General features: G+C 55.6%; 10 protein-coding genes. 7 read left to right on the plus strand and 3 right to left on the minus strand.

From position 1 onward, the window contains the following. Positions 1 to 317: 317 nt before the first annotated feature. On the minus strand, positions 318 to 4,220 hold the full coding sequence (hrpA, locus tag INF73_RS01000) for an ATP-dependent RNA helicase HrpA (protein ID WP_193542693.1): 3,903 nt from the start codon (positions 4,218 to 4,220) through the stop codon (positions 318 to 320). Between the two features lie 205 nt (positions 4,221 to 4,425). Here hrpA and azoR point away from each other — a divergent pair, with 205 nt between their 5' ends. Further along, positions 4,426 to 5,031: an FMN-dependent NADH-azoreductase gene (azoR, locus tag INF73_RS01005; RefSeq protein WP_008502313.1), complete on the plus strand. Its 606-nt coding sequence runs from the start codon at positions 4,426 to 4,428 to the stop codon at positions 5,029 to 5,031. Positions 5,032 to 5,120: 89 nt separating this feature from the next. After that, positions 5,121 to 5,807 carry an RluA family pseudouridine synthase gene (locus INF73_RS01010; RefSeq protein ID WP_193542695.1) on the plus strand — a complete coding sequence of 229 codons (687 nt, stop codon included), beginning with the start codon at positions 5,121 to 5,123 and terminating at the stop codon, positions 5,805 to 5,807. A 7-nt stretch (positions 5,808 to 5,814) separates the two neighbouring features. Here the strand turns inward: INF73_RS01010 and INF73_RS01015 are convergent, their stop codons facing one another. Beyond that, positions 5,815 to 6,354: a DUF2058 domain-containing protein gene (locus tag INF73_RS01015; protein ID WP_028013071.1), complete on the minus strand. Its 540-nt coding sequence runs from the start codon at positions 6,352 to 6,354 to the stop codon at positions 5,815 to 5,817. A 268-nt stretch (positions 6,355 to 6,622) separates the two neighbouring features. Here INF73_RS01015 and INF73_RS01020 point away from each other — a divergent pair, with 268 nt between their 5' ends. From INF73_RS01020 to INF73_RS01035, 4 genes are all read left to right on the plus strand, one after another. After that, complete coding sequence (locus INF73_RS01020; RefSeq protein ID WP_193542697.1) at positions 6,623 to 7,144, plus strand: DUF2778 domain-containing protein; 522 nt, start codon at positions 6,623 to 6,625, stop codon at positions 7,142 to 7,144. Positions 7,145 to 7,397: 253 nt separating this feature from the next. Next, a complete protein-coding gene (locus INF73_RS01025) occupies positions 7,398 to 7,889 on the plus strand; it encodes a type VI secretion system tube protein TssD (RefSeq protein WP_193542699.1) in 492 nt (163 codons plus the stop codon). Between the two features lie 179 nt (positions 7,890 to 8,068). Next, on the plus strand, positions 8,069 to 9,043 hold the full coding sequence (locus tag INF73_RS01030; protein WP_193542702.1) for a DUF1852 domain-containing protein: 975 nt from the start codon (positions 8,069 to 8,071) through the stop codon (positions 9,041 to 9,043). A 23-nt stretch (positions 9,044 to 9,066) separates the two neighbouring features. Further along, complete coding sequence (locus INF73_RS01035) at positions 9,067 to 10,095, plus strand: methionine synthase (RefSeq protein ID WP_193542704.1); 1,029 nt, start codon at positions 9,067 to 9,069, stop codon at positions 10,093 to 10,095. A 5-nt stretch (positions 10,096 to 10,100) separates the two neighbouring features. Here the strand turns inward: INF73_RS01035 and INF73_RS01040 are convergent, their stop codons facing one another. Further along, positions 10,101 to 11,033 carry a LysR family transcriptional regulator gene (locus tag INF73_RS01040; protein WP_193542706.1) on the minus strand — a complete coding sequence of 311 codons (933 nt, stop codon included), beginning with the start codon at positions 11,031 to 11,033 and terminating at the stop codon, positions 10,101 to 10,103. Between the two features lie 95 nt (positions 11,034 to 11,128). On the opposite strand from INF73_RS01040, the gene INF73_RS01045 reads away from it, so the two are divergent. Next, the gene (locus INF73_RS01045) at positions 11,129 to 11,563 is read left to right on the plus strand and encodes a DMT family transporter (protein WP_028013065.1); all 435 of its coding nucleotides are present in this window, start codon (positions 11,129 to 11,131) and stop codon (positions 11,561 to 11,563) included. Positions 11,564 to 11,567 lie beyond the last annotated feature (4 nt).

The following is an 11,567-nucleotide window of genomic DNA, read 5'->3' on the forward strand; positions in this document are numbered from 1 at the left end:
GGCGGGCTTTACAGGGATGTTACCTCCGCCCGTCCCCGATAAGCCGAAAGGAATTAGCCGAAGGTACCGCGTAGCGGCGATTTACCGCCGGGAGCCCGGGTCGCCAGGGCGGCGGCGATTGAGCCGCCCTGGCACGTTCACCGAAACAGCATTTACAGAGTAGCAAGGAACATAAAGTGAACGGAATGACCACCACTGCCGTATGTTCCCCTCACCCTAACACTCTCCCCAAAGGGGCGAGGGGATTGTTCAGTGCTCGCATTAATTTGTGGGGAACCCTCAGCCCACAGGGAGAGGGAGAAAACCGGGTAAGGACGTTAAGCGGAAATCTGCTCCATCGCCTGCAATATACGTTTATCCGAAATCGGATACGGCGTACCGAGCTGCTGGGCAAAGAAGCTGACGCGCAGCTCCTCGATCATCCAGCGGATCTCCTGCACATCTTCATCGTCGCGGCGCGCCGGCGGCAGCTTGTTTAACCACTGCTGCCACGCCTGCTGCACGCTCTCCACTTTCAGCATCTGCGCGCGATCGCGGTGCGGATCGATCGCCATTTTCTCCAGACGTTTTTCAATCGCCTGCAGATAGCGCAGCGTATCGCCCAGACGCTTAAAGCCGTTGCCGGTGACAAAGCCGCGGTACACCAGCCCCGCCATCTGCGCCTTCACGTCCGACAGCCCCAGCGCCATGGTCATATCCACGCGCCCCTTCAGGCGCTTGTTGATATTGAACACGGCGGTGAGGATCTGCTCGACCTGTTTGGCTATCTCCACCACGGTGTCGTTCAGCTCGGCGCGCACCTTGTCATGCAGCTTCGCAAAACCTTCTTCCGTCCAGACCGGGCCACCCGCCTCGTGGATCAGCTTGTCCACGCCGCAGGAGATGCAGTCGTCAATCAGATCCAGCACTTTGCCGTACGGGTTAAAGTAGAGCCCCAGCTTGGCTTTGTTCGGCAGCTTCTCGTGCAGATACTTGATCGGCGACGGGATGTTGAGCAGCAGCAGGCGGCGCAGCCCGCGCCACATCATCTGCTGCTGTTCCTGCGGGTTATCAAACAGTTTGATCGCCACGCTGTCACGTTCGTCCACCAGCGCCGGCCAGGCTTTGACCTTATAGTTGCCGCGCTTCTGCTCGTAGCTTTCCGGAAGCTGGCCAAAGCTCCAGATATGCAGCCCGCTCTGCTCGATGCCGTCGTCCGCCACCGCAGAAAGCGTCTCCTGAACTTTGCCTTTCAGCGCCTCTTTCAGCTCGCTGAGGGAACGCCCTTCCAGCAGCTTTTTGTTTTTATCATCCACCACGCGGAAGCTGATTTTCAGGTGATCGGGCACCTGATCCCAGTTCCAGTCTTCGCGGTCGATAGTGGTGCCGGTCATGCGGCGGAACTCACGCTCCAGCGCGTCCAGCAGCGGCAGTTCCAGCGGCGTGACGCGGCCCAGAAACGCTTCCGCATAGTTTGGCGCTGGCACAAAATTGCGCCGCACCGGTTTCGGCAGGGATTTGATCAGCGCAATCACCAGCTCGCGGCGCAGGCCGGGGATTTGCCACTCAAACCCGCTCTCGTCGACCTGGTTTAACAGCGGCAGCGGAATGTGGACGGTTACGCCGTCCGCGTCGGTTCCCGGTTCAAACTGGTAGGTCAGACGCAACTTGAGGTTGCCCTGATGCCAGAAGTTCGGGTAGTCGAGCTTGCTGACCGACTCCGCCCCCTCTTTAATCAGCATGCTCTTTTCGAAGTTGAGCAGGTCCGGCGTCGCTTTGCTGGCCTTCTTCCACCAGCTGTCAAAGTGGCGGGCGGAGATCACATCATGGCTGATGCGCTGGTCGTAAAACTCAAACAGCGCCTCATCGTCCACCAGAATGTCGCGGCGTCGGGACTTGTGCTCAAGCTCTTCCACCTCGGCGCGCAGCTTCAGGTTTTCACGGAAGAACGCGTGGCGCGTCTGCCAGTCCCCCTCCACCAGCGCGTGGCGGATAAACAGCTCGCGGCTGAGCGCCGGATCGATCTGGCTGTAGTTGACCTTACGCGCGGCGACCACCGGCAGGCCGTAAACGGTCACTTTTTCGGTCGCCATCACCGCGCCCTGCGCGCGCTCCCAGTGCGGCTCGCTGTACGAGCGTTTCAGCAGGTGCTGAGCCACCGGCTCAACCCATTCCGGGTCGATGCGCGCGGCAATGCGCCCCCACAGGCGGCTGGTTTCCACCAGCTCCGCGACCATGGTCCACTTCGGCGGCTTCTTGAACAAGCCGGAACCCGGGAAGATGGAGAAACGCGCGTTACGCGCGCCGGTATATTCCTGCTTATCCGCATCCTTCATCCCGATATGGGACAGCAGGCCGGTCAGCAGCGCGATGTGAATTTCGCGGTACTCCGCCGGTTCAGTGTTCACCGGAATGCCCAGCTCTTTCACAACCTGGCGCAGCTGGGTGTAGATATCCTGCCACTCGCGCACGCGGAGGTAGTTAAGGAAATCCACGCGGCACTGGCGGCGGAACTGGTTCGAGGAGAGCGCTTTCTGCTGCTCGCCGAGGTAGTTCCACAGGTTCACAAAGGCGAGGAAATCGGACTCTTTGTCGTGGAAGCGACGGTGCTTTTCGTCCGACGCCTGCTGTTTGTCCATCGGACGCTCGCGCGGGTCCTGAATGGAGAGCGCCGAGGTGATGATCATCGCCTCGCGCACGCAACCGTGCTTTTGCGCTTCCAGCACCATGCGCGCCAGGCGCGGGTCGACCGGCAGCTGGCTGAGCTGGCGGCCCAGCGGCGTCAGCTTATAGACCGTTGCCTGCTCGTCGGTGGTAATCGCTCCGAGCTCTTCCAGCAGACGCACGCCGTCCTGAATGTTGCGCTTATCCGGCGCTTCGACAAACGGAAACGCCGCGATGTCGCCCAGCCCCAGGGCCGTCATCTGCAGGATTACGGACGCCAGGTTGGTGCGCAGAATTTCCGGGTCGGTAAACTCCGGGCGCGACAGGAAATCGTCTTCGGAATAAAGACGAATACAGATCCCTTCCGACACGCGGCCGCAGCGGCCCTTACGCTGGTTAGCAGACGCCTGGGAGACCGGCTCAATCGGCAGGCGCTGAACCTTGGTGCGGTAGCTGTAGCGGCTGATGCGCGCCGTGCCCGGGTCGATCACGTATTTAATCCCCGGTACGGTCAGCGAGGTCTCCGCCACGTTGGTCGCCAGCACGATGCGGCGTCCGCTGTGTGGCTGGAAGACGCGGTTCTGTTCGCTGTTGGACAGGCGGGCATACAGCGGCAGGATCTCAGTGTGGCGCAGGTCGCGCTTGCTGAGCGCATCGGCAGTATCGCGAATTTCGCGCTCGCCGCTCATGAAGATCAGGATGTCGCCCGCGCTCTCGTTGCCCAGCTCGTCAACGGCGTCGAAGATGGCCTGCAGCTGATCGCGCTCGGTATCGTCCGCCTCTTCCACAATCGGGCGATAGCGCACTTCCACCGGATAGGTGCGGCCCGACACTTCAATAATCGGCGCATTGTTGAAGTGTTTTGAGAAGCGCTCCGGGTCGATGGTCGCGGAGGTGATGATGATTTTCAGATCAGGGCGACGTGGCAGCAGCTCTTTAAGATAGCCAAGCAGGAAGTCAATGTTCAGGCTGCGCTCGTGCGCTTCGTCAATGATGATGGTGTCGTACTGCATCAGCAGGCGGTCCTGCTGTATTTCCGCCAGCAGGATACCGTCCGTCATCAGCTTGACCATGGTGTTGTCGCTGACGTGGTCGCTGAATCGCACCTTGTAGCCGATGCAGCCGCCCGGCTCCGTCTGCAGCTCTTCGGCAATACGGTTCGCCACGGTGCGCGCCGCCAGACGACGCGGCTGGGTGTGGCCAATCAGCCCCTTCACCCCGCGGCCCAGCTCCATGCAGATTTTCGGCAACTGGGTGGTTTTGCCTGAACCGGTTTCCCCCGCGACAATCACCACCTGGTGATCGCGGACGGCCTCAAGGATGTCCTGTTTCTTCTGACTGACGGGCAGGTTTTCCGGGTAGGTAATCACCGGGCGCGCAGCTTCGCGCAGCACAACCTTCCCTGCCGCCTGTTCAATCTCTTTGGCCATCTCCTGGTAAATGGCCTGTTGTGCATCAGGATTTTTAACCTTCTTCACGCCGTGCAGACGGCGGGCGAAGCGCTGTTTATCGCGCAGCGTCAGAGAATCGAGCTGTTGCAGGAGCATCGGGAAGGTGAATTTTTGTTGTTCTGTCATAGCGTTAACGGGCAGTGCTCTGCCGGATAAAATCTCTTTTTAATGATTGCTATAGAGTACCACATTGACGCTTTTAGCGCCTTATTCAAAAAATTCGAACATAGACTTCGATATATTGCGCTATCTCTGTGGCAGGATTGTGAATAAAGTGTCAACAAGCAACGGGGCACCCCCCTTCAATCAAATGCAACAACAGGAATCATCCATGAGCAAAGTATTAGTTTTGAAATCCAGTATTCTGGCAGGGTACTCTCAGTCTGGTCAGCTGTCTGATTACTTCGTTGAACAGTGGCGTGAACAGCATTCTGCAGACGAAATCACCGTGCGTGACCTGGCAGCAAACCCCATTCCTGTCCTGGACGGCGAGCTGGTTGGCGCGCTGCGCCCGAGCGATGCGCCACTGTCCCCGCGTCAGCAGGAAGCCCTGGCCCTGTCCGACGAGCTGATTGCTGAGCTGCAGGCGCACGACGTTATCGTCATCAACGCCCCAATGTACAACTTCAACATTCCTACCCAGCTGAAGAACTACTTCGACCTGGTGGCGCGCGCTGGCGTAACCTTCCGCTACACCGAGAACGGCCCGGAAGGTCTGGTAAAAGGCAAGCGTGCGATCGTCCTGACCAGCCGTGGCGGTATCCATAAAGATACCCCAACTGACCTGGTTGCGCCGTACCTGAGCCTGTTCCTCGGCTTCATCGGCATCACTGACGTGAACTTCGTGTTCGCGGAAGGCATCGCTTACGGTCCTGAAGTGGCGACCAAAGCGCAGACCGACGCGAAAGCCGCCATCGACAGCCTGGTAGCCGCGTAAGATTTCCCCCTCTCACCGCCCGGTGGGAGGGTTTTTCTTTTCCCCGCATTTCGCTATCATCCGCATCCACTCTCCAGCCGGACGGCCTGATGTCTGCGATTATCGATTCTTTTATTGCCCCACCGTGTCACGACGACATTGAGATCCTCTGGCAGGATGAACATCTGCTGCTGATTAATAAGCCTTCCGGCCTGCTCAGCCTCTCGGGCAAAAACCCGCAAAACCTCGATTCTGTCCATTATCGTCTGGTCCAGACGTTCCCCGGATGCACGCTGGTACACCGTCTGGATTTCGGCACGTCCGGGCTGATGGTGGTTGCGCGCAATAAGGCCATCAACGCGGCGCTTTGCCAGCAGTTCAGCCAGCGCAGCGTGGAGAAAGTCTACAGCGCCCTGCTTTATGGGCATCTGGAAAACGACGAGGGAATAATAGACGCGCCCATTGCCAAAGACCCGGCGCTGTTCCCGCTGATGTCGATCTGCGCCATCAACGGTAAACCCGCTCGTTCCCGCTATCGGGTGGTGGAACGTTTTTATCAGGGGACAGGAGTGTCGTTAACGCGGGTGGAACTGACGCCGGAAACCGGGCGAACCCACCAGCTGCGCATCCACTGCCAACAGCTGGGGCACCCTATTCTGGGCTGCGATCTGTATGGCGGTCTTGACGCGCCGGGGGCTGAGGAAACGCCCCGGCTGATGCTGCATGCCAGCGAGCTGAATTTTATTCATCCCGTGAGCGGAGAGCCGGTTAACGCCCGCCACGCCGCCCCGTTTTGAACGCGGTTTACCACATCAAATCGTCAGGAATTTTGAAGTCCGCGTACGGATCGTCTTCGTCCTGCTCTTCCTGACTGAGCGCGCTGTTTAACACGATGCTGTCGGCATCGCGCTGGGCAATTTTATCAGCCACCACCGCCGGAATGATCGCGTATTCACAGTCGCCGTTTGCATTGAGCACCAGGCGCGCAATGGCCAGACGGCCGTTGATCAGCTGGGTTTGCGTCTGCTTGTCGACCTCAATTTTTTTGATCAGATTACCGTCGGTGAAGTTAAAGGTGATGTTGCCCTTCGCCACGGTGATGCGGTTCATCTCGATCAGCTGCTTCACCTGGGCTTTAAACTCTTTCGCGAGTACGGCCTGCTTCTGCTGCTCGCTCAGCAGCTTGTCACGCTCGATCTGCGCCTTCTTGTTCTCTTCTACCGCTTCCCGAGCCTCACGTGCCTGAACGCGTGATTTCTTTGCCGTACGCTGCACTTTCGCCGCTTTCTTGCTGCTGACCAGGCCCGCTTTCAGCATCTGCTCTTGTAAGGTGAGTTTTGTCATGATCGTTTCTAAACCGGTTGGAAATTTTGGGGATTATAGCGGGAATTGCGGAGCGTGTGCCAGAGAAGTAGGCATGGAGATGGGTTGCCTGAGCCTGGTTCATTATTTTTTAGCATTAACTCACATTAATGGCTGAATAGTGATTAAAAATTGTCGAGTCATTTTCTTAAAAAAAAATGCGCAGTTCATAAATATGATGTGTGTTCAATATCTCTACCCACTACAGGCGTAGGCTGCCTTTTTCTTATTACAAGGCAGCGGAGAAAATATGGCCTTAAAAGGAACGATGATGCTCAATGGTGCAGACTATGCCCCTTTTAATCTGCACGGCGTGGGTGTGTTTATGGCGCATTCCGGACAGGGAATTTACAGAAACCATGGATTTTGTGATGCAGTTAAAGGCGCAGGTCCAATTCCCCCAGGAAAATACTGGATTGTTGACAGAGGGACTGGAGGTTTCTTTTCAGGGTTAAAAGCAAAAGTTCAGGATCGGTGGAACCAGGTCAGAACCGGCGCAGAATTTGGCCGCGATGAGTGGTTTGCTTTATACAAGGATGACTGGGGAATCGATGATGGTACCTGGATTGATAACATCTATCGGGGTTTGTTTCGGTTGCATCCAGGTACGGTATCTGAAGGATGTATCACTATTGCCCATAATTCTGATTACGCATTGATCCGGAATGCACTCATGAGTACAGAGCTAATTCAGGTTCCCTGTATGCGTTCACTTATGGCACGCGGCTGGGTTGAGGTGATTGAAAGTGGATATATCAGCACTTGCCCTTAAATGGGGAATCAGGCTATTCAAAACGGTCTGGTTTCTGTGCATCAGCATTTTTGTAGGCCGCACACTTGGGCCCGCTGAACACTATCTTGATTATGACGTGGTCTCATCAATATGTAATTTTATTTATGGCGATGTGAATGCTGAAACAATTTACGACACATATACCAATATCGATATTTTAATCGTACTTACCCTCACCACGGTTATTTATCGCTTAACAACACTGTTACTCAATAAAATAAGGAAATAAAGAATGCCAATTCCTCCCTACATGTGGCTAAAAGACGACGGTGGAGCACATATTAAAGGTTCTGTAGATGTTCAGGACCGTGAAGGTAGCATTGAGATAATTGGGCTGAGCCATGGCATTAACCTCCCGGTAGACAGCGCTAACGGCAAGATCATCGGCACGCGTCAACACTCATCCATGCGGATTGAAAAGGAAGTTGATAGCTCCACGCCCTATCTCTACAAAGCGGCATCTACCGGTCAGGCACTTAAAAGCGCTGAAATCAAGTTCTATCATATTAATGATGCCGGACAGGAAGTCTGTTATTACACCGTACTAATGGAGAACGTAAAGGTTACCGGTGTTAACTGCAGCGTGCCAAACGTGAAAATCGCTGCCAATGATAAAATGAACCATGTTGAAAGCGTAAGCCTGCAGTACGAAAAAATTACCTGGTGCATTGTCGACGGGAATATCTTGCACAGTGACGCCTGGAACGAACGTCCTTCAGCATAACGCTAAGGGGCGCGATGCCCCTTACCCGTTCACTTCCCTCTCCGTCCTGTTCGCAATACTGTTCATGAACTTCCCTCATGTTGCATTGAAATTAAGTCACTTCCCCTGCGCCGCGGGCTCAGGCATAAATTATGCATTGGTAACTTCTTAGCAACATGAACTTAGGATGCATAACCACAATGAGCAAAGCTTTCACATATACCCTTAAGCGCAGTTGCTTCGATGAGAATTACAACCCGTCAGAAAATACGCGTACGACCACCAACTTTGCCAACCTGGCGCGTGGGGAAAAACGTCAGGAAAACCTGCGCAATACGCTGGTGATGATCAACAACCGCTTTAATGCCCTGGCGCGCTGGGATAACCCGACCGCCGATCGCTACGCGGTTGAGCTTGAAATCATCTCTGTCGATTTGAACATTGGCGCGGAAAAGCCGTTCCCGGCCATCGAGATTTTGCAGACGTATATTATCGACAAAAAAAATAACCAGCGTATCGCAGGCATTGTCGGGAATAACTTCTCCTCTTACGTGCGGGATTATGATTTCAGCGTCCTGCTGCTGGAGCACAACAAGAACCAGCAGCACTTCAGTATTCCGGAAAAGTTTGGCGAACTGCACGGCAATATTTTCCGCCATTTTGTGAACTCGCCTGAATACAAAGAGAACTTCAGCAAGGGCCCGGTGATCTGCCTGAGCGTCTCGAGCAAAGACACCTATCGCCGCACCGGTAACCAGCACCCTGTTCTGGGTATTGAGTACGCGCCGGATGGCGAGTCGTTAACGGAACTGTACTTCGCCAAAATGGGCCTGAAGGTCCGCTACTTCATGCCTGAGAACAGCGTGGCGCCTTTCGCGTTCTTCTTTACCGGAGACTTGCTGAGCGATTACACCGATCTGGAACTGATCGGCACCATCAGCACGATGGAGACGTTCCAGAAAATCTATCGCCCGGAAATTTATAACGCGAACTCGGCGGCGGGACTGTTTTATCGCCCGGACCTGAACCAGCAGGATCATTCATTAACCAAAATTGTTTATGACCGCGAAGAGCGAAGCCGGCTGGCGATTGAACAGGGTCGATTTACCGAAGAATATTTCATTAAGCCTTATAAACACATTCTCGAGCAGTGGTCTGATAACTACACGCTTTAATTCATCAAAAAAGGTCTTTTATTATGAAAACATTGCTCCCGACGTCTACGGCTGGCAGCCTGCCTAAGCCGACCTGGCTTGCGCAACCTGAAACGCTCTGGTCTCCGTGGAAACTGCAGGATCAGGAATTACTGGCGGGTAAACAGGATGCACTGCGCCTGTCTCTTGACGAGCAGATCCGTGCGGGAATCGATATTGTCAGCGACGGGGAACAGACCCGTCAGCACTTCGTCACCACCTTTATTGAACACCTGAGCGGCGTCGATTTTGAAAATCGCCAGACGGTGCGCATTCGTAACCGCTACGACGCCAGCGTCCCGTCCGTGGTTTCTGCCGTTGCGCGTCAGAAGCCGGTATTCGTGGACGATGCAAAGTACCTGCGCCAGCTTACGGACAAGCCGATCAAATGGGCCCTGCCAGGGCCAATGACCATGATCGACACCCTTTACGACGCGCATTATAAAAGCCGCGAAAAGCTGGCCTGGGAATTCGCCAAAATCCTCAACCAGGAAGCGCGTGAATTAGAAGCCGCGGGCGTGGATATTATCCAGTTCGACGAGCCGGCGTTTAACGTCTTTTTTGATGAGGTCAACGACTGGGGTATCGCCGCGCTCGAGCGCGCCATTGAGGGTCTGAAATGCGAAACCGCGGTACACATCTGCTACGGCTACGGCATCAAGGCCAATACCGACTGGAAAAAGACGCTCGGCTCAGAATGGCGCCAGTATGAAGAGGCTTTCCCTAAGCTGCAAACCTCTAACATCGACATCATCTCCCTGGAGTGCCACAACTCCCGCGTACCGATGGATCTGCTGGAGCTGATTCGCGGTAAAAAGGTGATGGTTGGGGCGATTGACGTGGCAACCAACACCGTCGAAACGCCAGAAGAGGTCGCCGACACCCTGCGTAAAGCGCTGCAGTTCGTCGACGCCGACAAGCTTTACCCCTCAACCAACTGCGGCATGGCTCCCCTCTCCCGTCAGGTGGCTAACGGCAAGCTGAAAGCGCTCAGCGCTGGCGCAGAAATTATCCGCAAGGAGCTCGGCGCGTAATTGCCTTACGTTTGCCAGTACGGTGGCGAGCCGAAAAACGCCACGTAATAATCAATCACCGCCCTGACGTTCAGGGGCGGATGACGTGCGTGAGGATAGATCGCCGCAATATTCAGCGGCTCCGTATTGATAGCGCACGCCATTTCCGGCATAAGAGCGACCAGCTCCCCGCGCTGCAGCCTGTCGCCAATCAGCCAGTCCGGAAACAGGACGATACCCATTCCACCCAGCGCGGCAATGAGCAGCGACTCCGCATTATTGGACGTCATCAACGGCGCCACGGGGTAGTGCACCCAATTCTCCCCCTTGCGTCGCACAAGCCAGCGATTAGGGCCAGACGAACCGCGATACACCAGGCATTTATGCTGGCTCAGCTCGGCCGGGTCGGCCGGTACGCCGTGTTGACGCAGATACGCGGGCGACGCGGCAAAATGGTAGCGCTGCTGCCCGAAGATGCGGGCGTGGAACGTCGAGTCCGTCAGCGTGCCGATGCGAAAAATGAGGTCGGCGGCATCCCGGTGCGGGTCGATAAAGTCATCGGTCAGCGTCAGCTCTATGGTTAACCGTGGATAACGCTCGGCCAGGCCTGCCAGGCCGGGTGCAACGTGCCTCTGTCCAAAAAATACCGGCCCGTTAATACGTACCGTGCCGGAGGGTTCGGTCGAACGTTCATCCAGCTCCCGACGCGCCTCTTCGAAGTTATCGACCATCGCCCGGGCATAGCGGATAAAAAGATGCCCGTTTTCCGTGGGGATCACCGCCCGGGTATTGCGATAGAACAGCTGCTGGCCGAGCGCGTCTTCAAGCTGATGAATAATCCGCGACACCTGCGAGGCAGAAATGCCCTCCCGTCGCGCAACGACGGAAAAGTTCTGCGTTTCATAGACGGCAATAAACAGCAGCAGTGAGCGAAGGTTCATGCTTCCGGCATCTGACATTAATGCATTTCCTGCAAAGGTGTTTCCTGCATTATGACATTTTTCTCACATGTCTACCGACGTAATCTTCTTCGCCTGATAATGGAGGAAGCATAATGCAGTTTGTATTGATTTTACTGGTGATTGCCGGCGGGATGGGCCTCTCCGTCGAGGCGGGTTTGCTGGGGCCGTTAGGGGGAGAAGTGGGCGATTTATGGGCCACGTTCAGCATTTTCGGGGTCGGCGCTGCGCTGACCTTTCTGCTGATGCTGTTTTTCAGCCCGCGCAACGGTCCGTCGTTTTTCGCACAGCCCGGCTGGCAGCTGCTCGGCGGCGTGCTGGGCCCTGTTTACGTTGTCATTCTGACTATCGCCACCCCCGCTATCGGCATCGCTCTGACGATGATCGGCATTCTGGCAGGTCAGGTTTTTAAAAGCCTGATCATTGACCACTTTGGCCTGCTGGGTACGCCGCACAGGAAGATAAACGCAAGACGCATCGTGGCGCTGGTTTTTATTATTGCCGCACTGGTACTGGTCGCAAAGGGGTAAACAC

It is taken from the genome of Enterobacter cloacae complex sp. P6RS (assembly GCF_014982245.1).
In the GTDB taxonomy this organism is placed as follows: Bacteria; Pseudomonadota; Gammaproteobacteria; order Enterobacterales; family Enterobacteriaceae; genus Enterobacter; species Enterobacter bugandensis.

Excerpts from the sequence above, each read along its gene's own strand:
- hrpA (WP_193542693.1), bottom strand. The coding sequence starts at position 4,220 with ATGACAGAACAACAAAAATTCACCTTCCCGATGCTCCTGCAACAGCTC.
- azoR (WP_008502313.1), top strand. The coding sequence starts at position 4,426 with ATGAGCAAAGTATTAGTTTTGAAATCCAGTATTCTGGCAGGGTACTCT.
- INF73_RS01010 (WP_193542695.1), top strand. The coding sequence starts at position 5,121 with ATGTCTGCGATTATCGATTCTTTTATTGCCCCACCGTGTCACGACGAC.
- INF73_RS01015 (WP_028013071.1), bottom strand. The coding sequence starts at position 6,354 with ATGACAAAACTCACCTTACAAGAGCAGATGCTGAAAGCGGGCCTGGTC.
- INF73_RS01020 (WP_193542697.1), top strand. The coding sequence starts at position 6,623 with ATGGCCTTAAAAGGAACGATGATGCTCAATGGTGCAGACTATGCCCCT.
- INF73_RS01025 (WP_193542699.1), top strand. The coding sequence starts at position 7,398 with ATGCCAATTCCTCCCTACATGTGGCTAAAAGACGACGGTGGAGCACAT.
- INF73_RS01030 (WP_193542702.1), top strand. The coding sequence starts at position 8,069 with ATGAGCAAAGCTTTCACATATACCCTTAAGCGCAGTTGCTTCGATGAG.
- INF73_RS01035 (WP_193542704.1), top strand. The coding sequence starts at position 9,067 with ATGAAAACATTGCTCCCGACGTCTACGGCTGGCAGCCTGCCTAAGCCG.
- INF73_RS01040 (WP_193542706.1), bottom strand. The coding sequence starts at position 11,033 with ATGTCAGATGCCGGAAGCATGAACCTTCGCTCACTGCTGCTGTTTATT.
- INF73_RS01045 (WP_028013065.1), top strand. The coding sequence starts at position 11,129 with ATGCAGTTTGTATTGATTTTACTGGTGATTGCCGGCGGGATGGGCCTC.